Source organism: Hyphomicrobium sp. (genome assembly GCF_020852195.1).
Lineage (GTDB): Bacteria > Pseudomonadota > Alphaproteobacteria > Rhizobiales > Hyphomicrobiaceae > Hyphomicrobium_C.
On the sequence record NZ_JADZBI010000137.1, the window covers coordinates 18,797 to 38,441 of the forward strand.

The following is a 19,645-nucleotide window of genomic DNA, read 5'->3' on the forward strand; positions in this document are numbered from 1 at the left end:
GCTATTCCGCCGCGCGATCCTCGTCCTCGGCGGATGACGTCCAACCTGCGTTTCTCAAGCCGGCATACATCGGGGTACGGATCTCGCGGATGAGCTTGCGTCGCACCGCCTCAGTGTAGCTCTCGATGGCGGTGACCGGCTCGACGAAGGCGTAGGGGCCGCCGATCACAGCCTGCTCGAAGTATTCGATCAAGACCCGCGGATCCGTCTCTCGCTCCGGCCCTGCGACAACGCCGTCGAGGAGCCCCTTGTAGACGATGGGCAGGCCGTTGATGGTTACGCCGGCCGAGAGCAGTTCGGAGCGGACAAGCGCGAGGTCGGGACCCTTGTTTTGTACACCGTCGCCCGAGATATTGATCACGCGCCGCGTCGCGGAATAGCCGCTTGCCAGCAGAAGATCGTATGACCGCAACAGCGCGCTGCTGATCGACGTGCCCCGGTTGAAGCGCGCCGGTCTATTTTTCTCCAGGCGCCGCGCGAAGCGGTGTGCACTCTCGGCGTCCTCGATCAGCGACCAGGGCACAACGACCCTGTGCCGGCCTGCTCCGCCCCACTCGATATAGGCAACGGCAATGCGCCCGACGGGTCCGCTTTGGATCGCGCTCAGGATATCCGGATGGCGGAACGCATGGACAAAGCCCTCCTGCTGCAGGCGCGTCTCCTCGCGATCCATCGATACGGAGACATCGGCGGCGATGACGATCTCGACATCGACCAGGGTCTGCGCGCGACTTTCCGCGGGCAGCAGCACCATGCAAAGAAGCATCGCTGCGGTGCATATGCCGTTTGCGGATCTTTCTCTCATTAACCTTTTCCCCGACGTAGAAGGATCGACGTTTTCGGACCGACTTCTCAGCAGGCGGAGTTTGGAAAACGATTGTTGTTTGAATATTTGAAACATGGGGCCGAATATGTGCCCGCCCGGTGCGTCGGGAGCCGGTACAAAAAGTACGGGGGGACATGGAGCAGCGGCGCTATGGCGATCTGGTCTTTGACAAGACCCTCCTCTTCGCCGAACGCGGCAAGAGCGAGCAGCTGCGCTTCACGCGCTATGAGCGCGCGCTTCTCAAGCTCTTCATGCAGAACCCCAACAGGCCTCTCAGTCGGGCACACATCCTCGACGCGATCACACACACAGGCTCCGACATCTCCGACCGCAACGTCGATTTTCTCGTCAACCGCCTGAGGGCGAAGCTCGGCGACAGTGCGCGGGCGCCCCGCTTCATCGCAACGCAGTACGGCGAAGGCTATGTCTGGATCGCCAAACAGGAGGAGAGCGTCAGTGCTTTCGTGGTCATCGGCCCGTGCTACGGCATGCGGCACGAGCCCACGGCCGCGAGGGCCGGTCCGATGCTCGCCGGACTGGCCAAGGCGCTCGACGCCGTCACGGGGCAAAAGCACGGCATCGTCATCAAGCCGGACTGGTCATCCGATGCGAATACTTCGGGCTCGGTCTCCTACTCGCTCGACGCGAGCCTGCATGAGGACATCGGCCGGCTGCACGGTGCCTTCGTGCTTCGCGACGGGCGGTCGGGGCAGATCCTGCAGGCGTTCCGGATGGCCTTAGCGAGCGCGCCTCAGGACAACGAGATCCGCGCGCTTGCAACGTGCATCAAGGACGCAATCTGGGCGCATCGCGCGCTCCCTTCGCCGTCCCCGCTCGCGCCGGTCGACAGGCCGCTGGAATTGCGCATGCACGATGCTGCCCTGCTCCTCTCCCGCGCGCCCGAGAGCTGGCAGGAAGCCGGCGCGCAGATCGAGAGAGCGCGTGCGGCCAATCCCGACGATCCTGCGCTCGCCATCATGCGTGGGCTCGCCCTCTACGCCAGCCTGATCCAGGTTCCCCGCCCGGCCGAGGAGTGGGAGGCAATCGAAGCCGAGATCGAGGATCTCGTGCTCGGCTCGCTCTCCGCCATCCAAGACAATCCCCTGCTCGTGCTCGGCGCGGCGAAGCTGCTGTTCTTCATCGACCGCGGTCACTTCGAGCTGGCCGATCGACTTGCCGAAGAGGCCTTCGAGAGAAGCACCGCGTTTGCCGCCGCCTTTGCCACGCGCGCGCAGATACGCATGTACCAGGGCGATTTCGTCGAGGCGCGTCTGCTCTACGACAAGGCCATCGAGCTCGCCGAGCCCGGCTCGGAGTTTCTGGTCTATTTGAAAGTGCTCAAGACAACGCTGGCATTGGCCGCTAACGACCGCGCCATGGTCGATGTGCTCGGTGCCGAACTCTACGCCATCAATCCGGCAATCCTTGCCAAGATCGGGCTGTTCATTGTGGACCCCGAGGCACAGAAGCTGCCCGACCATCTCGAAGCGCTGCTCGCATCTTTCGGCGAGGCGCGCGCGCATCAGATCATCCTCTTTCTCTACAATGTTTCGGCGCGCCACTTCCATGCCGCCAAACACCGCGAGAACGTCATGCGCGGCCTCATCACACACATGATACGCCACTATGGCGAGGGCATCGTACCGGATCTCGTCGGGCGTGGGCTTCGCGGTTGAGCCAAGGTCCGGGCGAGCTTGGCCCTTGGCGATCCCGCTCGCCCGCAACCGGCGCACTTGTCTTTCCGGCCGATGCGCCCTTATCAGCGAAAGGCCGCCGTTTCTATTTCGGTTCTCCGGATCCGCACTCGGACATGGCAGGCATGGCAGCCTTGATCTCCTCGACCGTCATGTCCTTGACGTGGGTCGCCACCGACCACCTGTGCCCGAACGGATCCTCGATCTGGCCATAGCGATCGCCCCAGAACGCGTCGCCCACCGGCATCACCACCGTCGCGCCCGCCTTCACCGCCCGCTCGACGAAGGCGTCGACGTCGGGGACGTTGAGATGGATGGTAACCGGCGTGCCCTTGAGCGCCTTGGGCCCGAGCGAGCCCATGCCGGGGAACTCGTCGACGAGCATGACGGGAGACCCGCCGATGGTGATGGACGCGTGCCACAAGCTGCCATCCGGCCCCTCGAGGCGCATGATCTCCTCCGCCGCGAATGCCTTCTTGTAAAAGTCGATGGCCTTGGCCGCGCCGGCGCAGACGAGATGCGGCGTCACGGTCGGCATCTTGCGGGAATCCCATTTCCCCTTCGCGGTTTTGCCGCTTTCGGCCGAGCTTGCTTTCTCTGCCGGACGTGCCTTGGTTGCTGCTTTCGCCATGGCGTACTCCTTCCCTGAGTTGTCTAACCCATTGATCCAAGAGGCGACGCCGTCGGGCGCGCGGCTCCCGTGCCTGGAAGACGAACGAGCGGAACCGCATCCGACATCGGAAGCCGGCCGGAATGAAGGCGGGAGGCTGGATGGGCGTTTACCGCTCAGTGACCCTTCGACCCGCCCCCCTTGCGCTCCGGGGGTGGATTCGCGTAAGTGTCAACGGCATAGACGAGTTTTATGGCCCGAGACCTGCTCGCCCATGAGCCCGATGTTTGGCAGCCCCGACACAAACCCGACCGGCGCTTCTGCGCCCGGCCGCGTCGGCGCGCCCGCGTCCGGCCTCCTGACCCTCCTCCTTATCAGCCCCTGAGAACCGGGGGCCCGGCAATGCGCCGGGCAGGTGCTCAGGGGACCCGAGACGCACGCTGATAGGATCTCCGCCAGCAACCGCTATGACGGGCTGGTCACTGAGGAAGGACCACGTTTCATGACCACCACCGGCAACGACGGCGACCGCGTCGTCATCTTCGACACCACCTTGCGCGACGGCGAGCAGTGCCCCGGCGCCACCATGACCTTCGAGGAGAAGCTCGAGGTCGCCGACTGCCTCGACCAGATGGGCGTCGACATCATCGAGGCGGGCTTCCCGATCGCCTCCGAGGGCGACTTCGAGGCCGTGTCCGCCATCGCCAAGCGCGTCAAGCGGGCGACGGTCGCCGGCCTCGCACGCGCCATCAACGCCGACATCGACCGGGCCGGCGAGGCCGTGCGCCATGCTCAGCGCGGCCGCATCCATACCTTCGTCTCGACCTCGCCCATCCACCTCGCGCATCAGATGCGCAAGAGCGAGGCCGAGGTGCTCGAGATCATCACGGCGACGGTGACGCGGGCGCGTAACCTGGTCGAGGACGTCGAGTGGAGCGCGATGGACGCGACGCGCACCGGCATCGACTACCTCTGCCAGTGCGTGGAGGCGGCCATCCGCGCCGGTGCCACCACCATCAATCTGCCGGACACCGTGGGCTATGCGACGCCCGAGGAATACTACGAGATGTTCCGGGCCGTGCGGGAACGCGTGCCGGACGCGGACAAGGCAGTGTTCTCGACGCACTGCCACAACGACCTGGGGCTCGCGGTCGCGAACTCGCTCGCGGCGCTGAAGGCAGGCGCGCGGCAGATCGAGTGCACGATCAACGGCATCGGCGAGCGGGCGGGCAACGCGGCGCTGGAAGAGGTCGTGATGGCCGTGCGCACGCGCGGCGACGTGCTCCCCTACCGCACGGGCATCGAGACGACGATGCTGGCGCGCGCCTCCAAGCTCGTCTCGGCGGTGACGAACTTCCCGGTGCAGTACAACAAGGCCATCGTCGGGCGGAACGCGTTCGCGCACGAGAGCGGCATCCACCAGGACGGCATCCTCAAGCACCAGCAGACCTACGAGATCATGACGCCGGAATCGGTCGGCGTCGGCAAGACATCGCTGGTCATGGGCAAGCACTCGGGGCGCAACGCGTTCCGCACCAAGCTCAAGGAGCTCGGCTACGACCTCGGCGAGAACGCGTTCGAGGACGCGTTCAACCGCTTCAAGGCGCTGGCCGACCGCAAGAAGCACGTTTACGACGAGGACATCGAGGCGCTCGTGGACGAGGGGATCGCGCACGCGCACGACCGCATGAAGGTGATGGCGCTGCAGGTGATCGCCGGGACCAGCGGGCCGCAGTCGGCGACGCTGACGCTCGACATCGACGGGGCGCAGCAGACGGTGCATGCCAACGGCAACGGTCCGGTGGATGCCATCTTCGCCGCGATCCATCGGCTGGTGCCGCATACGGCCAAGCTCGAGCTCTATCAGGTGCACGCCGTCACCGAGGGCACCGACGCGCAGGCCGAGGTCTCTGTCCGCCTTGCCGAGGACGGGCGCGTGGTGACCGGCCGCGGCGCCGATACGGACACCATGGTGGCCTCCGCGCGGGCTTACGTGGCGGCCCTCAACAAGCTGATGCTCAAGCGGCAGAAGACGGCGAAGGCCGAGCAGATCGGCTGAGCGGCCGCCTGTCCCCAGCGGCCGACAGCCCTGTCCCTATTCCGGGTCATATCCGACTGGACAAGGGGGTTGGCTGGTGTTAGACGAACCGGCGTTGGGGCCCTAGAGCACTCGTTCGGGGCCCCTTCGCCGTCTTCCGGCAGCGGGTGATTAGCTCAGTTGGTAGAGCAGCTGACTCTTAATCAGCGGGTCGAAGGTTCGAATCCTTCATCACCCACCAATTTCAATGGTTTAGCCGCTCGTCGTCTCGCGCTCCGACCCGTCTCGTCGTGCCTAGGGGTGCGCTTGTTTTTTTGCGATACCCCGTCACGTTTTAGGGCAACTGACCGAGGTGCCCTTGCTGATGTCGTCGACTGCGCGCGCAACTGCAGCCGACCATGCGGCGACGTTGAATCCTTGCGGGTCGTCGCGACGCAAGGCGCCGTCAATATGAGCGTGGAAGGCCGGAATGAGCCAGCGCCCGGCCCATACGCTGGAAACGATGTAAAGCAGCGCGGAGCGCTGCATCTGCGCATCGGTGTAGGCAGGGGTTGGCGTAACGGGGAAGTATGAATCGTTCGGCTTTTTGGCCGGCGTCGAGCGGGGCATTACATGCTCGACATGGATGAAAAGCGGCTTGACCTCGGGGAAGCAAACCTCGAGCCGCATGGCATCCTTGGGCCTTGCGTCGTTCAACGGCACGAAGGGTGTCGACGATCCCGCCCTGTTGACCATGAAGCTGATCTTGTCCTCGAAATAGCTCCACTTGGGCCTCGCATTGTATGGCCAGACCGCGGAGTTGATCGTGTCCATATCGAAGCTCGTCGGCGTCTTGCCGCGAAACAGCGCTAACGCCGTGTCGTGGAGAACGAAATAGCGCGCCGCCGGTGCATCCGCGGCCCGCGCCTCCGTCTTGTAGGCGCTGCCGAGCTCTGCAGCGGGAATTCGGCAGCGTTCTGCGTAGGCGGCGACCTCGGCGGGACGTACGGTCGTCGGAGTGCCGATCAACTTATCGAGCGGCGCCGGCAGTTGCGTCATGGGCCTTCCCACCGTGCCCCCGACCTTAAGCTCACGGAGCAGGCACCGGGCCTGCTGAGCAGGCGTACCCTCGAAGGCCCGATTGTCGCGGCTGAACTTGCACGGGCCTCCCTGCCGTGCAACCACACACTTGTCCTCTGCCTGAGCCGGAGCAGGCTGAGTAGCGATACCCGCCAGGATATTGCTTGCAACACCAACGGCGGCAACGAAAGTCTGCGCCTGGGCAATCGGAAAAAATATGAACCGGCGGATCATGGCCGCCTCCGGAAAATGGACGCTCAATCTCGTTCGAGGATGTCACGCCGTCAGGACGCGAGCAAGCGCGGCAACGCTCGAAAGAATTGGCGACTGAATTGAGGGCTTTCAGCGGACACGGGCCGCGGCCTGCCCGCCCTCGACGGCGTCGCGCGTGATCGGGAGCACGAACGGTGTGTTCGCCGGGGTCGTGTTGGCGTCGATCTCGCATCCGAAGGTGCGCGACAAGAGATCGTTGCGGACGATCTCTGCGGGCGGACCGCACGCGATCAGGCGGCCGTCGCGCAGGAGCGCCAGAAGATCGCAATAGCCGGCCGCGAGATTGATATCGTGCAGGACGGCGAGCACAGCCGCGCCCTCTGCTGCGATCTCGCGTATGGCGCTCAGCACCAGTCGCTGGTGGCCGATGTCGAGGTTCGAGGTCGGCTCATCCACCAGCAGAAGAGGAGTCTCGCCGGGGCGGCGGGGCGCGGTCTCGATCTGGCAGATGGCGCGAGCGATGTGGACGCGCTGGCGCTCGCCACCGGAGAGCTCCGTGTATCTCCGCTCCGCAAGCTCGATCAGCCCGACGCGCTTCAAGGCACGCTCCGCTGCCGCCACGGCGTCGCGCGCGTGACCGAATCCCGGAACGGAGGCCCCGAGAAGCACGACCTCGAGTGCGGTGAAGGGGAAGGTGAGCTGGGACGACTGAGGTACGACGGCGCGACGCCGCGCAAGAAGTGCGGGCTCGGCGCGCGCGATCGGCACACCGTCGAAGAGAATGCGTCCCGATGTCGGCTCGAGCTCGCCGGACACGAGCTTCAGAAACGTGGATTTGCCCGCGCCGTTGGGGCCGAGAATGCCCATCACCTGGCCGGCACGGACCGCAAGGTGCACGCCCTCGACGAGGCGCGCACCGCCGACCTCGAAACTCACGCCATCAGCTTCGATTGCCGGTGCCGGCGCGCTAGCCATGGACACCTCGGCGCAAGACGAGATGCAGGAAGAACGGCGCGCCGATCAAGGCCGTGACGATCCCGAGCGGCAGCTCCGCCGGCGCCACGGCCATGCGAGCGACGATGTCGGCCGCGAGCCCGAGCGTTGCGCCAAGCATGGCGCTCGCCGGTAGCAGAAAGCGATGGTCCGGCCCTGCGGCCAAGCGCACGATATGCGGCGTCACGATGCCGACGAAGCCCACGATGCCGGCGACGGCGACCGCGGCGCCAACCGCCGCGGCGGTGGCCAGCATGATCAGAAGTTTGGCGCGCCGTACATCGATACCGAGATGAAAGGCCTCGGCCTCGCCCAGCAGCAGGCCGTTCAGGTCCCGCACCAGGCGCGGCAGCAGGATCAGAAGCAGCGCCATGAACGGCAGCGCGCCGATGACCTTGGTCCAGCTCGCGCCGGCAAGGCTTCCAAGAGTCCACAGCGTCAGGTCGCGCAGGGCGCGGTCGTCGGAGAGATAGGCGGCGACGCCCATCAACGCCTGCGTCAGCGCGGCGATGGCAACGCCGGCCAGCAGCAACGTGGCGGTCGATACGCCTCGCTTGCCACTCGTCATGCCGATCAGTACCGCGGTCGCCGCCAGTCCGCCGACGAACGCGGCTATAGGCACCGCGTGCACGCCGAGAGCCTCCTTCAAGGCCGGAGCGTGCGTCTCGCCGAAGGCAATCAGCGCGACGGCCGCCAGTGCCGCGCCTGACGACACACCGATCAACCCGGGGTCCGCGAGAGGATTGCGGAACAGACCCTGCATCATAGCGCCCGCGATCGCCAATGACGCGCCGACATAGATCGCAAGCAGCGTCCTGGGCAGGCGAATGTCGAGCAGCACGAGCGCCTCATGGCCGTCCGTCTTGGCGGAATAGCCCACGAGCTCCGCGAGCACGCGCGGCAAGGCCAGCAGCGTCGTGCCGCTCGGTCCGACGGAGAGCGACAACAGGGCCGCAAGTGCGAGTATCAACGCAAGTACGAGGAGCTGACGCGAGGTGCGAACGCGGCGGCGCATCGTGGCGTCCGCGGCGGTCTCCCCGGCCGGCGCAACCTTCAGCATGGGCCTAGTTGATCCGGCGTGCGTTGGCGGTCTCTGGATAGAAGATCTGCATCAGCTCGCGTGCGGCCTTGGGAGCGCGTGGACCGAACTGGAGCATCAGGCTGCCGTCGAACTCGACGATGCGGCCGTTCTTGGCGGCCGGCGTGGCAGCAAGCCCCTCGATGGCGGCGATCTCGGCGGCCACGGAGCCGCTCGCGTCCGCAGTGCGATGCCCGCCCCCCCTTTGCATGACGACGATCACGTCCGGAGCGAGCGTCAGCGCCGCTTCCCCGGAAAGCGGCTTATAGCCCTCGAACCCGCTCATGATGTTCTCGGCGCCAGCAAGGCCAAGCATCGCGTCGGCTGCGGTGTTCCGACCTCCGGCGAGCGCGCGACCGCTCTGCACGGAAAGCAGGAACAGAGCTTTCACGGGTTTCGTGATTTGAGCGCGCGTCTGGGCGGCAGCCTCAAAGTCCTTGCGGATCCGCGCCGCCAGAGCTTCCCCCGCCGCCTCCTTGCCGACCAGCTTCGCCACCTGATGCACCTTCTGCGCAACGCCTTCGGGCGTGTCCGGCGCCTCGACCGTGACGAATGGCGCCGATGACGCCTTGAGCGCCGCGACGACCTCCGGCGGCCCGGACTTGTCGGTGGCGAGGATCAATGTGGGTCCGATCGACAGCACGCCTTCCGACGAGAGCGCGCGCATGTAGCCGACGCTCTTCTTCTGAGAGACGCCCGGCTGGGGAAACACGCTCGTCGTATCGACCGCGACCACGTTGTCGCCGAGACCGAGCTCGTAGAGGATCTCCGTCACGTCACCGCCGACCGAAACGATGCGCGACGTGTCGTAGGTCTTGCCCTCTCCGGCATGCCCTGCCGTCGCCATGGCGCCCGCGAGGGCGATCAGGACCAACGCGCGCGCAATTGAACGCGCGCGTGCCTTCGAGCTGACGAACATCGCACATCTCCTTGCCTTGTGGACCCGCCCGAGCCTGGCGTGGGGGCCGGCGCCAACGGCCATTTGCCGGGCATCTGCACAAAGCCCTCCGGCTTGCGGACAGATGCGTTCCATCGGCAAAACTCTGGATTGCAATTGAATCGCATTATTGACGTTCACAATCAATATTTATATTTCTGCCGCATCCGGATACGCGATGGCAAGCTCGGCAGAAGGCCAGCGTCTTTCGGCATCGACAGCCATGACGCGCTTCGCGAACTCCGGCATTGTCGCCCAATTCAACGTTCACAATTGCCGGCATACGCTCAGCGGCACGCTCCGGAGCCCAACCAACCCGCTGATCGATTTCAATAGAAGGATCGTTGAAGCCTGTCGGTGGCGGCCTCAGAATTGAGGTGCGGTCGTTCGTCTGGCCACGAGGCCCAAGAAAGGAGATTGCGTCCATGTTCATCGCCATGAACCGCTTCAAGGTCATCAAAGGCGCCGAGAAGGACTTCGAGCACGTGTGGCTGTCTCGCGAGACGCATCTCGATGAGGTACCCGGGTTCGTCGAGTTCCACCTTCTGAAAGGACCCGAGCGCGACGATCACGTGCTCTACTCCTCGCATACGGTGTGGCGCTCGGTTGCCGATTTCGAGGCGTGGACGAAGTCCGAGCAGTTCCGGAAGGCACACGCGGGCGCCGGCGGACACAAGCCGCTCTATCTCGGGCATCCCGAGTTCGAAGGCTTCCATGTGCTGCAGACGGTGACCTCCGACGGCCGGCGCACCGCAGCGGAGTGATCGCCATGACGGTCCCCGCCGACAACGCGGCCACGCGCCCCGCGCTCGCCAAGAACGCGGACGGCAGCGTCGGCATGCTGGATGCCGTGCGCGACAACTGCGTTTCTTGACGACGTTCTATTTCCGGTGACTGCCGCAGCTTGCATATTTTTATCTGGTCAGCCTCAGTCCGCGCCGGCTAACTGATGTGCGCGGTCGCGCCTCGTCTCGTTGCGAGACGGTGAGGCGGCCGTCCTCTGCTTCATGAGTTTCAGCATTTTTCATCCCGCAGGATCTTTCCATGGCCAAGCACAGCGTAAAATTCGATGTCCCCATTCCCTTCTCCAATATCCCGCCGATCTTCGGCGCCGCCATCAACCACTGGGTCGGAAACATTCAGAACGGAACGTCCGCATTCGCCAAGGGTCTGATCGACGGCCAGGCCGGGGCGCACTACCAAAGCGGCCGGACGTTCGCTGCCGCCTTGGGTCCGGCGATGGCCAAGACCCAGGGCGTGCGCCATCCGACCGCGACCAGCGCGCGCGTGCAGATCCCGGCCAGCTCCACGACCTACGGGGGCGAGATGGTGGTCAATGCCAAGGCAGGTGCCGCGGACAAGACGACCATCACCATCGATGGCCAGACGCAGGGCTGGTTCGGCAGCACGGTGCGCGAGAACGTCGAGTCGCTCGCCAGTTTTCTGCAGTCGGCATTGCCCGAGATCGACCAGCAGAACCGCACCCACTCCTCGGCGGGAGCATCGAGGGACGTGGCGGCGGAGCTCGAGCGCCTTGTTGCGCTCCACAAGTCCGGCGCGCTCAGCGACCAGGAGTTCGCGCAGGCCAAGCAGAAGATCATCGGCTGATGCGGTTCAATGCGCTCGTTCGCTCGGCCGGGCCGGCTCGGGCCGGGCCATGGCCTAGGGCGTCTCGGGCTGAGGCGGCGGCGCGGCCTTGTTTTCGAGATCAAGGTTGCGGCCGGCAGGCGGATAGGCCGGCTCCTCGGTCGGATCGAGCGGGCCGAACGCGAGAAAGTAGCCGATCAGAAACACGAACAGCGTGATGGCACCCACCGCTGCCAGGCGGAACATCGAACGGCGCTCGTGTCCCGTGTCGGTGCGGGTTGGCCTCGTGCGCGGATCCCGCGCCTCGGGGTCTTCGATGCTCATGCCCATGCACTCCGTGACAAGCCAATGCCTCTAAAGCGGCGCTTCCGCCGCCTGGTTCCCCCACTACGTCCTGCCCGTGGCCCGGCCGGGGAACGCATGGGCCCATCGTGCGTTGGTGGCCAGAGCCCGCGACGCCAAGCGTCAGGGGAGCCCGAGGTTTTTGACCGTCTGGCGACAGGCGCCAGGGAGTGCGAGGCAATGGACGTTTCCGGATACACGACCGACGATCTCGACATCTTCAGGAGGGTCCTCGATCGGGCCATCGCCGAGGCGGGCGTCGATATTCCCGTCGAGCTGATGGCGCGGCGGCTGTTCGTGGTCGCCCGCTCGGGCGAGCGCGATCCGGACCGTCTGGTCGCGGCCGTGCTGGGACGCATCGCTCATCCGTCGACGCCGCGGGCGCGCTTTTCTCCGCCGCCGCTTCAGACCTAACCTCGCGTCGAATGCCGCGCCGCCCTACTCGGCTGTCCTACTCTGCGCTCGCGCCAAAGCTCGTGTAGATGAGCTCCATCTGGGGGTCGCGGGCAATGCTGGCCGGCGTTACCAGAGTCTGATCGAGGATGAGCGCGTAGCAGTCCTTGAAGGACTTCGCGCCCTTGGTCCGGCAGAGGGGATGACTCTTCCAACGCTGCGCGATCAGCTTCTGGGCGGCATCGGTGTCGATGTTGAGGTCGCGCACATGCTCCTCGCGCCCGACCGAAATGCCCGGCCCCTCCTTGAACGCCGCGTAGACCAGCTCGCTGCACTAGATCTGGTCGCGCGTCTCATAGAAGTAGTGGTCATACGGACGGCCCAGGTAGCGACGCGCGCCGGCTATGGCCTGCTTGGCATCCGACTCTGCAAGCGCCTTGAGGCGCTTGATGGTGACGCGGCTTCCGTTGCCCTTCTTGATCCATTTCTCGAGCGGCACAGTCTGCACCGGGCCAACGGCCTCGATCACGATGGGGCGCCCCCCCTTGTCGATCTCCACGATGCCACCGTGCGTGTACTCGCTGCCGGATGCGAGCATGATGGCGTCGCTGGCGCTGGTGATGGTTTTCTGAAAGACGATGTCGCCGGTCTTGAGCGGCGGCAGATCCTCGGCGGGTGCAAGCGTGAGGCCGAGCCCGAACAGGGCGAGCACGGCGGCAAGGGCTTGAAATGCAAATCTCATCATCGGATCCCGTGTGCGGTCGGAAGGCGGCGGCATCGTGGCGAACGCGCGGTCGCGAACGTCCTCATTCCTGCGTATCATGCCGGAAGTGATTCAGCGATGCGTTCGTCGGCGCGGTGGGCTGGAGCGAAGTTTATCCAAAAACCACATGTATTTGGAGCGGCGCTCGCATGCCAAGCGGGGTCTATGATCTGGCGGTCGTCGGCGGTGGAATCAACGGTGCCGGCATTGCGGCCGATGCCGCCGGGCGCGGACTCAAGGTCGTGCTGTTCGAGAAGGGCGATCTCGCGAGCGGCACCTCGTCGGCAAGCTCGAAGCTCATCCACGGCGGGTTGCGCTATCTCGAGCACTGGGAACTCCGGCTGGTGCGCGAGGCGCTTATCGAGCGCGAGGTTCTGCTCGCTCGGGCGCCGCACCTCATCCGCCCGCTGAGGTTCGTCATTCCGCATGCGGCCGGCATGCGCCCGCGTTCGCTCATGCGGCTCGGCCTGTTCCTCTACGACCATCTGGCCGCGCGACGGCGCATCCCGGCGTCCGGCACCGTCGATCTCGCGCGCGATCCCGCCGGGCGGCCGCTGCGGGCCGCGTTTCAAGCCGGGCTCTCGTACTACGACTGCCTCGTGGATGACGCACGCCTGGTCGCCATGGTTGCGATGGACGCGGCGGAGCGTGGGGCCGCGGTTCATACACGCACGCCGGTCACGCGCCTGGCGCGGCAAGGCGGCGTCTGGGAGATCACCGGTGAAGGGCCGAGCGGGACGATGGCCGTCGCGGCGCGCGTGCTCGTCAACGCGGCCGGGCCGTGGTGTGCGGAGGTGGCCGGTCTCGTCGGATCTCAAGGGCACGTACCGACTCTGCGGCTGGTGCGGGGCACGCACATCGTGGTGCCGCGTATCGACGGCGCCGAGGATGCCTATCTGCTGCAGAACCCGGATGGGCGCGTGGTGTTCGCACTGCCGTTCGAGCGTGCGTTCACGCTGATCGGGACGACGGAGGTCGATGTCACGCGGCCCGAGGACGGCTTTGCCGCCAGCGACGCCGAGGAAGCCTACCTGCTCGCGACGGCCGGGCGCTTCTTCTCGCACGCGCTGGCGAAGGACGACATCGTGTGGCGGTTCGCGGGCGTCCGTCCGCTGGTCGAGGACGGCGCGTCCCGTGCGTCCGCAGTCTCGCGCGACTATCGGCTCGACCTCGTGGCGTCTGAAGGGCAACCGCCCCTGCTCAATGTCATTGGCGGGAAGATCACGACGTTCCGCCGTCTCGCGGAAGCGGCGCTGACGCGGCTCGCGCCTTTCTTTCCGGGCGTGGGAGCGGCCTGGACGGCGTATGCGCCCTTGCCCGGCGGCGATGTCGGCGCGGACGGGATCGAGGCGTACGGCGCGGATCTCGCGCGCCGGCATCGCGGGCTCTCGGAGGGCATGCTCAAGCGCCTCGTCTCGCTCTATGGTACGCGCGCCGAGCGCGTGCTCGGCGATGCCAAGAAAGATGCGGACCTCGGGCAGGCGATCGGCGGCGGCCTGACGGAGCGCGAAGTGATCTACCTGCGCGATCACGAATGGGCGCGTACGGCCGAGGATGTCCTTTGGCGACGCACGAAGGCCGGGCTCCATATCGGGGACGCTGCACAGCGGACGCAGGCGGAGGCGATGCTTTCCCGCCTGCTTGCGAGCGCCGACGGGGCTTGATCTCAGCCGGTGAAGCTGTCGCTCGAGGCGATCTCGAGGATGCGCTGCTTCTTTCTGAGCCGGCTGGCGTCGAGCAGCATGCGCCCCGCCCAGCGGTAGACGTTGCGCGAGCTGACATAGGCCCGCATCAGCCGCATGCGCTCGTGCTGCTCCGCCTCCGGCATGATCAGCGCGCTGTGCAGCGCCTCGCCGGTGGCGTGCGTATCGTACGGATTGATGATCAGCGCCTCGGCCAGCTCGCGCGAGGCGCCCGCGAAGTGCGACAGCATGAGCACGCCGCGCTCGTCGTCGCGGGCGGCGATGAACTCCTTGGCGACGAGGTTCATACCGTCGTGAAGGCTCGAGACGATGCAGACATCGGCGGCGCGGAACAGCTCGAACACCTCCGCGGGCTCGTGGTGGCGGATGATCAGCCTTACCGGCGCGGGCGACACGTCGGCGTACTTGGCGTTGATCTGCTCGGCGAGCTCGGCCGCCTCGTCCTGTAGCCCCTTGTAGGTCGAGAGCTTGCTGCGCGTCGGCGCCGCCGCCTGGATCAGCACGAAGCGGCCGCGCCATTCGGGATGCGACTCGAGCAGCGTGTCGACGGCACGGGTGCGGTCGAGCACGCCCTTGGTGTAGTCGAAGCGCTCGATGCCGACGGCGATCTTGGTGTCGAGCGGCAAGCCGAGCCGCTTGCGCACCGCCACCCGGCACTCCTCGACGCTCTTCTGATGCTCTAACGCCGCCGGCGGCCAATCGATGGAGATCGGGTAGGGACGGACGAAGGTCTCATGCCCCTTGAGCGTTACCGATTCCTGCTCACGGTCGATGCGGCTCTCGACGAAACGGTCCACGGTCTCGAGGAAGTTGTTGCAGTGGAACTGCGTGTGGAAGCCGATGATGGTGGAGCCGAGGAGGCCGTGGATGATCTCCTCCTTCCACGGAAAAATGCCGAAGGTCTCCGCATTCGGCCACGGGATGTGCCAGAAGGTGATGATGGTCGCATCGGGCAGTCGCTCGCGCACCATGCGCGGCAGGAGGCCGAAGTGGTAGTCCTGGATCAGCACGATGGGCGAGGAGGTCTTGGCCTCGGCGGCGACGGCCTCGGCGAAGCGCTCGTTCACGGTGCGATAGGTGCGCCAGTCGGATTCGCGGAAAACGGGCCGGGTGAAGGCGATGTGGCAGAGCGGCCAGAGGCCCTCGTTGGCGAGGCCGTAGTAGTAGCCGTCCTGCTCCTCCTCGGAGACCCAGATGCGGCGCAGCGTGTACTCGGGATTGCCCGGCGGCACGGCGATGCGATCGTGCTCGTCGACAGTATCGCGGTCGGCCGTACCGCTGCCGTGGGCGATCCACGTGCCGCCGCAGGCGCGCATCACGGGCTCGACGGCCGAGACGAGGCCGCTCGCCGGCGTCTGCAGCTCGATGCCGTGCTCGCCGCGATTATGAATGTAGGGCTCGCGGTTCGCCACCACGAGCACCTCGACGCCGGGAAGCTCCGCCATCATGATCTCGCGCAGCGTGGTCTTGCTCCAGTTGGCCTGGTCGCGGTCGATGGCGGCCTGGCTCATCTCGAGTTGGCGCAGCACCTGGCGCACCTCGCGGTCCAGCGGACCGAAGCTCGCCGGCGCCTCGCTCCCCGGGCCCCGCGCCGTAGTGGCGCTCGTCACGGCCTGCTTGAACCTCTGCATCCAGTTGCGGATCAGATAGAGCACGAGGCCGATGGCAAGCGCGCCGCTGGCCAGGATGATGCCACCCAGCATCAGCGTAAGGTAGTTGCGTGCCTCCTGGCCGCGATGCTCGGCGAAGGTGAGATCCTGGACGATGATGAAATGGCTCTGCGGCGTTTCCGTCGAGATCGGAAACGCGCCGATCAACATGCGCCGTCCCTTGACGATGACGGACGAGAAGCTCTCCGAGTCCGAGCGCGCGATCTCCGCGCACGAGATCGACGGCGGCATCAGACGCGTTGCATGGGAGGGCGGACCATCGCCGCCACGGCAGAGCGCGACGGCCACGACGCGGGGGTCGGTGGCAACACGCTCGAAGAGTGCGTTGATCTGATCGTCCTGGCCGCCGGCCAACATGGCGGCGAGCGGCCCACCGACGGAGTTGAAGACGAGAGCGGCGCGCATCTCGACATCGCGACGCGACCAGTCCTCGACCAGCGATGTCACGAGCGGACCTAATAGCGTGATGGCGAGAAGCGCGATGCCGGCTGCGATGAGACCATAGCGCGCAGCGAGTTGCGCGGGCTGACCCGCTACCGCCCGGAACGAAGGCCGACGCTCCCAGTAGCGCAGCAGAAAGTCCATGTTCCGCGATATTTCAGGAGCCTCCCCTGACTGCAGCCCCCTCGCCCCAGCGAGCGATACCGTGAACGGAATTCCTTCCGTTGCGCGCGCATGCTGCGCGCTCGACCCTGGCAGGTCAACCCTTTGTGCATCCGAAAAGACGCGTGGTTGACATTGCTGCCGGAGTGATTCCGTCCGGGGCGCGATCTTGACTTGGCGCGTGCGAGGCCGTCTCGGCGTGCAAGGCGGGTGACACCGCGATGGCGGATCAAAAAAGAGCCGCGTTGTCGCGGCCCGAGGTATCGCTGATTTTCTGCGTCTCTTATTCGCGCACAGTCGGTCTAGCGCTGCTGATCGCGGCGCTGGTCCTGGCCCTGGCGCTGCTCACCGCTACGGTTGTCCTCGGGATCGCCTGGCTGCGGCTTGCGATTACGCTGCTGATCCTGGCTCTGTTTGCCGGGTGCGTTGCGCTGCTGCTGGTCGCGGCGCTGATCCTGTTGATGCTGCTGATCACGCTGGGACTGGCCGCCCTGTTGACCGGGGTTCCGGTTCTCGTTTGCCATAGGGACGTCTCCTTTGTTCTGGGGGTCGTGCGCCTATTGAACGTCCACCGACAAAGAATGGTTCCACGGCATTGTTTTTTCAGTATTTTCCGTCGTCAGTTGCGGGGGCCTTTGCCGCCGATATCCTCGGCCAGGGGCTCGGACGGCGCCGTGCCCGTGGCGCGGTTGATGTACACGGTTGCGATCCAGAGCGCGATGCCGATGGCGATGAGCGCCCCGGCGACCTGGTACTCGACGGGGTTACGGCCCGTCCAAGGGCCTGCGAGAAACGCGCAACTCGCGGCACCCAGCACGGGAAGCGCTGTCGGCGTGCGGAAGTGCTCGTGCTCGACGGTATCACGCCTCAGTACGAGAACGGCAACGTTGACGATCGTGAAAACACAAATGAGGAGCAGCGCGGTCGTGCCGCCGAGCGCCGGCACCTCGCCAACGAAGGCGATCAGCGCGAAAGCAAGAAGCGTCGTAAAGGCGATAGCGATGTACGGCGTGCGCCGCGCCGGGTGCACCTTGCCGAGCAGCGGCGGGAGCACGTGCTCGCGGCTCATACCGTAGACGAGACGGCTCGCCATCAGCATGTTGATCAGCGCGCTGTTGGCGACGGCGAACATGGTGATGAAGCCGAAGAGGCCGAGTGGGAAGCCCGGCGCGCCAGCGGCGACCACCTTGAGCAGCGGCGTCTCGCCCTCGCCGAGCTCATCGGGCGGCACGAGCGTGATGGCCGAGATCGAGACCAGCAGATAGATCGTGCCGGTGATCAGGAGGCCGAGCAGCAGGATCTTCGGGAAGGTGCGCACCGGATCCTTGGTCTCCTCGGCCATGTTGACGCTGTCCTCGAAGCCGACCATGGCGAAGAAGGCGAGCGTGGTTGCGGCGATAGCCGCCCACACCGCGCCGCCCGCCCCTTCGCCGGCCTTGAACTCGAGGACGCGCGAGAAATCGCCATGGCCGCCGCCGATGGCCCAGAGCCCGATGACGATGATGATCAGCAGGCCTGTTAGCTCGACGCAGGTCAGAAGCACGTTGAGCTTCACACTCTCGCCGACTCCGCGCAGGTTGACCGCGGCGATCGCCGTCATGAAGAGCAGGCCGACCAGCGTGATGCCGACGCCGCCGGCGAGGCCCAAGCCGAACGCGTCCGAAAGGTTGGCAGCGAAGGCGCGTGAAGCGGTGGACGCCGACGTGATGCCCGACGCCATGACCGCGAAGGCGACGAGGAAGGTCACGAAGTGGATGCCGAAGGCGCGGTGCGTATAGAGGGCGGCGCCTGCGGCGCGAGGATACTTGGTGACCAGCTCGAGGTAGCTGAAGGCGGTGAGCAGCGCCACGCCGAAGGCCATCAGAAAGGGAAGCCAGACAGCCCCGCCGACGAGGTTCGCCACCTTGCCGGTGAGCGCATAGATGCCGGTGCCGAGGATATCGCCGACGATGAAGAGGAGCAGCAGCCAGGGTCCCATGACCCGATGCAGGCTCGGCTCGGCGTGCCCTTCGGGCGTGCCGTGCTCGCGGTCGTCGGCAGGTTGCATCAGCTTCTCCCCCGTTCCCTCAAGCGGTTAACGAGCCTCGCAACTCGCTCACCCGGGGTCAACAGCGCTCGACGGCTCTTTTTTTAGGCGTCCTGCCCAGATCGCATTAACCGCGGTGGCCACAGCCACGAAACCCCGCCGCATCATCTTGCGTTCCGTTAGGATCGGGACCACAACATCTTGGTCCCGTCTTTGTCGCCTCTTGAGAGTGTTGCGTCATGCCCAACGCGGCCCGTGCCTACTGGAAGGGTTTCCTCAGACTGTCGCTCGTCACCATCGGCGTCGAGATCTACAACGCCGTCGAGTCCAAGGCGGACATCAGCTTCCGCCAGATCCACAAGCCGTCCGGAAAGCGTGTCAACTACGAGAAGGTCGTGCAGGGGATCGGCAAGATCGACAGCAAGGACATCGTCAAAGGCTACGAGGTCGACAAGGACACCTACGTTACCCTCGATCCCGAGGAGGTCGATGCGGTCAAGCTCGAGAGCAAGAAGACAATCGACCTCGTGCAGTTCGTCGACGCCCGCGACATCGACTACCGCTACTTCGAGCGTCCCTACTTCATCGCACCGACGGACGAGCTCTCGGGCGAGGGCTATGTCGTGATCCGCGAGGCGCTGCGCAAAACCGGCAAGGTGGGGCTCGCACAGGTGACCATCTCCGGGCGCGAGTGGCTGGTCGCCATCGCCCCGCTCGAGGACGGTCTGGTGATGGAGATGCTGCGCTACGCGGACGAGCTTCGGAAGCCCGAGGACTTCTTCGACGAGGTGCCGGGCACCAAGCCCGACCGGGAAATGGTGGACCTCGCCGTGCAGCTCATCGAGAAGAAGTCGAGCGCGTTCAAGCCAGAGAAGTTCGAGGATCACTATGCGTCCGCCCTCAAGGCGCTGATCCAGGACAAGCTCAAGGGGCGCAAGATCGTCGCCCACGAGCAGGAGCGGCCGCAGGGCGGCAACATCGTCGACCTCATGGAGGCGCTGAAGAAGAGCGTCGGGGCGTCGTCCACGAAGACGAGCTCGCCCAAGGGGGGCTCGTCATCGGCCAAGTCCAAACCCGCGCGCGGCAACAAGAAGCGGGCCTAGCGGTCAG

At 65.7% G+C, this 19,645-nt stretch carries 19 protein-coding genes and 1 tRNA gene; 8 read left to right on the forward strand and 12 right to left on the reverse strand.

Annotated features, from left to right (window positions below; translation table 11 throughout):
• Nucleotide 1 precedes the first annotated feature (1 nt).
• Nucleotides 2-754: a DUF1194 domain-containing protein gene (locus IT540_RS11170; protein WP_291177342.1), complete on the reverse strand. Its 753-nt coding sequence runs from the start codon at nt 752-754 to the stop codon at nt 2-4.
• Nucleotides 755-960: 206 nt separating this feature from the next.
• On the opposite strand from IT540_RS11170, the gene IT540_RS11175 reads away from it, so the two are divergent.
• Nucleotides 961-2,502: a helix-turn-helix domain-containing protein gene (locus tag IT540_RS11175; RefSeq protein ID WP_291177344.1), complete on the forward strand. Its 1,542-nt coding sequence runs from the start codon at nt 961-963 to the stop codon at nt 2,500-2,502.
• Nucleotides 2,503-2,605: 103 nt separating this feature from the next.
• On the opposite strand, the gene IT540_RS11180 is transcribed toward IT540_RS11175, so the two are convergent.
• Nucleotides 2,606-3,151 (reverse strand): VOC family protein, encoded by a 546-nt coding sequence (locus tag IT540_RS11180; RefSeq protein WP_366029724.1) that lies wholly within the window; start codon nt 3,149-3,151, stop codon nt 2,606-2,608.
• A gap of 481 nt (nt 3,152-3,632) precedes the next feature.
• Here IT540_RS11180 and IT540_RS11185 point away from each other — a divergent pair, with 481 nt between their 5' ends.
• Entirely contained in the window at nt 3,633-5,189 is a 1,557-nt protein-coding gene (locus IT540_RS11185; protein ID WP_291177347.1) for a 2-isopropylmalate synthase, read from the forward strand.
• Nucleotides 5,190-5,333: 144 nt separating this feature from the next.
• Nucleotides 5,334-5,409 (forward strand) — tRNA-Lys (locus IT540_RS11190).
• Nucleotides 5,410-5,495: 86 nt separating this feature from the next.
• On the opposite strand, the gene IT540_RS11195 is transcribed toward IT540_RS11190, so the two are convergent.
• The 4 genes from IT540_RS11195 to IT540_RS11210 all read right to left on the reverse strand — a co-directional run bounded on the left by IT540_RS11195 (nt 5,496) and on the right by IT540_RS11210 (nt 9,430).
• Entirely contained in the window at nt 5,496-6,461 is a 966-nt protein-coding gene (locus IT540_RS11195; RefSeq protein WP_291177350.1) for a hypothetical protein, read from the reverse strand.
• A gap of 108 nt (nt 6,462-6,569) precedes the next feature.
• Nucleotides 6,570-7,415, reverse strand: a complete 846-nt coding sequence (locus IT540_RS11200) for a heme ABC transporter ATP-binding protein (protein ID WP_291177353.1) — start codon at nt 7,413-7,415, stop codon at nt 6,570-6,572.
• Nucleotides 7,408-8,493 carry an iron ABC transporter permease gene (locus IT540_RS11205; RefSeq protein ID WP_291177356.1) on the reverse strand — a complete coding sequence of 362 codons (1,086 nt, stop codon included), beginning with the start codon at nt 8,491-8,493 and terminating at the stop codon, nt 7,408-7,410. The genes IT540_RS11200 and IT540_RS11205 overlap by 8 nt, the downstream gene beginning before the upstream one ends.
• A gap of 4 nt (nt 8,494-8,497) precedes the next feature.
• A complete protein-coding gene (locus tag IT540_RS11210) occupies nt 8,498-9,430 on the reverse strand; it encodes a hemin ABC transporter substrate-binding protein (RefSeq protein ID WP_291177357.1) in 933 nt (310 codons plus the stop codon).
• Between the two features lie 443 nt (nt 9,431-9,873).
• On the opposite strand from IT540_RS11210, the gene IT540_RS11215 reads away from it, so the two are divergent.
• Both IT540_RS11215 and IT540_RS11220 read left to right on the forward strand, forming a co-directional pair.
• Complete coding sequence (locus IT540_RS11215; RefSeq protein WP_291177360.1) at nt 9,874-10,212, forward strand: antibiotic biosynthesis monooxygenase; 339 nt, start codon at nt 9,874-9,876, stop codon at nt 10,210-10,212.
• 280 nt (nt 10,213-10,492) lie between these two features.
• Complete coding sequence (locus IT540_RS11220) at nt 10,493-11,056, forward strand: SHOCT domain-containing protein (RefSeq protein ID WP_291177363.1); 564 nt, start codon at nt 10,493-10,495, stop codon at nt 11,054-11,056.
• A 54-nt stretch (nt 11,057-11,110) separates the two neighbouring features.
• On the opposite strand, the gene IT540_RS11225 is transcribed toward IT540_RS11220, so the two are convergent.
• The gene (locus IT540_RS11225; RefSeq protein ID WP_291177366.1) at nt 11,111-11,359 is read right to left on the reverse strand and encodes a hypothetical protein; all 249 of its coding nucleotides are present in this window, start codon (nt 11,357-11,359) and stop codon (nt 11,111-11,113) included.
• A gap of 198 nt (nt 11,360-11,557) precedes the next feature.
• Between IT540_RS11225 and IT540_RS11230 the strand changes: the two genes are divergently transcribed.
• Nucleotides 11,558-11,791, forward strand: coding sequence for a hypothetical protein (locus IT540_RS11230; RefSeq protein WP_291177369.1), 234 nt, complete (start codon nt 11,558-11,560; stop codon nt 11,789-11,791).
• A 37-nt stretch (nt 11,792-11,828) separates the two neighbouring features.
• On the opposite strand, the gene IT540_RS11235 is transcribed toward IT540_RS11230, so the two are convergent.
• Together IT540_RS11235 and IT540_RS11240 are read right to left on the reverse strand one after the other, a co-directional pair.
• Complete coding sequence (locus IT540_RS11235; protein WP_291177372.1) at nt 11,829-12,038, reverse strand: hypothetical protein; 210 nt, start codon at nt 12,036-12,038, stop codon at nt 11,829-11,831.
• Between the two features lie 66 nt (nt 12,039-12,104).
• Nucleotides 12,105-12,512, reverse strand: coding sequence for a YiiX/YebB-like N1pC/P60 family cysteine hydrolase (locus IT540_RS11240; RefSeq protein ID WP_291177376.1), 408 nt, complete (start codon nt 12,510-12,512; stop codon nt 12,105-12,107).
• A gap of 170 nt (nt 12,513-12,682) precedes the next feature.
• On the opposite strand from IT540_RS11240, the gene IT540_RS11245 reads away from it, so the two are divergent.
• Nucleotides 12,683-14,197 carry a glycerol-3-phosphate dehydrogenase gene (locus IT540_RS11245; protein WP_291177379.1) on the forward strand — a complete coding sequence of 505 codons (1,515 nt, stop codon included), beginning with the start codon at nt 12,683-12,685 and terminating at the stop codon, nt 14,195-14,197.
• 2 nt (nt 14,198-14,199) lie between these two features.
• Here IT540_RS11245 and IT540_RS11250 read toward each other — a convergent pair whose 3' ends face one another.
• From IT540_RS11250 to IT540_RS11260, 3 genes are all read right to left on the reverse strand, one after another.
• The gene (locus tag IT540_RS11250; protein WP_291177383.1) at nt 14,200-16,491 is read right to left on the reverse strand and encodes a trehalose-6-phosphate synthase; all 2,292 of its coding nucleotides are present in this window, start codon (nt 16,489-16,491) and stop codon (nt 14,200-14,202) included.
• A 320-nt stretch (nt 16,492-16,811) separates the two neighbouring features.
• Nucleotides 16,812-17,033 (reverse strand): hypothetical protein, encoded by a 222-nt coding sequence (locus tag IT540_RS11255; protein ID WP_291177386.1) that lies wholly within the window; start codon nt 17,031-17,033, stop codon nt 16,812-16,814.
• A 95-nt stretch (nt 17,034-17,128) separates the two neighbouring features.
• On the reverse strand, nt 17,129-18,556 hold the full coding sequence (locus IT540_RS11260; protein ID WP_291177389.1) for an APC family permease: 1,428 nt from the start codon (nt 18,554-18,556) through the stop codon (nt 17,129-17,131).
• A gap of 218 nt (nt 18,557-18,774) precedes the next feature.
• Here IT540_RS11260 and IT540_RS11265 point away from each other — a divergent pair, with 218 nt between their 5' ends.
• Nucleotides 18,775-19,638, forward strand: coding sequence for a Ku protein (locus IT540_RS11265; protein WP_291177392.1), 864 nt, complete (start codon nt 18,775-18,777; stop codon nt 19,636-19,638).
• The last annotated feature ends 7 nt before the right edge of the window (nt 19,639-19,645 follow it).

Coding starts and splice junctions, on each gene's coding strand:
- IT540_RS11170 (WP_291177342.1), bottom strand. CDS start 754: ATGGTGCTGCTGCCCGCGGAAAGTCGCGCGCAGACCCTGGTCGATGTC.
- IT540_RS11175 (WP_291177344.1), top strand. CDS start 961: ATGGAGCAGCGGCGCTATGGCGATCTGGTCTTTGACAAGACCCTCCTC.
- IT540_RS11180 (WP_366029724.1), bottom strand. CDS start 3,151: ATGGCGAAAGCAGCAACCAAGGCACGTCCGGCAGAGAAAGCAAGCTCG.
- IT540_RS11185 (WP_291177347.1), top strand. CDS start 3,633: ATGACCACCACCGGCAACGACGGCGACCGCGTCGTCATCTTCGACACC.
- IT540_RS11195 (WP_291177350.1), bottom strand. CDS start 6,461: ATGATCCGCCGGTTCATATTTTTTCCGATTGCCCAGGCGCAGACTTTC.
- IT540_RS11200 (WP_291177353.1), bottom strand. CDS start 7,415: ATGGCTAGCGCGCCGGCACCGGCAATCGAAGCTGATGGCGTGAGTTTC.
- IT540_RS11205 (WP_291177356.1), bottom strand. CDS start 8,493: ATGCTGAAGGTTGCGCCGGCCGGGGAGACCGCCGCGGACGCCACGATG.
- IT540_RS11210 (WP_291177357.1), bottom strand. CDS start 9,430: ATGTTCGTCAGCTCGAAGGCACGCGCGCGTTCAATTGCGCGCGCGTTG.
- IT540_RS11215 (WP_291177360.1), top strand. CDS start 9,874: ATGTTCATCGCCATGAACCGCTTCAAGGTCATCAAAGGCGCCGAGAAG.
- IT540_RS11220 (WP_291177363.1), top strand. CDS start 10,493: ATGGCCAAGCACAGCGTAAAATTCGATGTCCCCATTCCCTTCTCCAAT.
- IT540_RS11225 (WP_291177366.1), bottom strand. CDS start 11,359: ATGAGCATCGAAGACCCCGAGGCGCGGGATCCGCGCACGAGGCCAACC.
- IT540_RS11230 (WP_291177369.1), top strand. CDS start 11,558: ATGGACGTTTCCGGATACACGACCGACGATCTCGACATCTTCAGGAGG.
- IT540_RS11240 (WP_291177376.1), bottom strand. CDS start 12,512: ATGAGATTTGCATTTCAAGCCCTTGCCGCCGTGCTCGCCCTGTTCGGG.
- IT540_RS11245 (WP_291177379.1), top strand. CDS start 12,683: ATGCCAAGCGGGGTCTATGATCTGGCGGTCGTCGGCGGTGGAATCAAC.
- IT540_RS11250 (WP_291177383.1), bottom strand. CDS start 16,491: ATGGACTTTCTGCTGCGCTACTGGGAGCGTCGGCCTTCGTTCCGGGCG.
- IT540_RS11255 (WP_291177386.1), bottom strand. CDS start 17,033: ATGGCAAACGAGAACCGGAACCCCGGTCAACAGGGCGGCCAGTCCCAG.
- IT540_RS11260 (WP_291177389.1), bottom strand. CDS start 18,556: ATGCAACCTGCCGACGACCGCGAGCACGGCACGCCCGAAGGGCACGCC.
- IT540_RS11265 (WP_291177392.1), top strand. CDS start 18,775: ATGCCCAACGCGGCCCGTGCCTACTGGAAGGGTTTCCTCAGACTGTCG.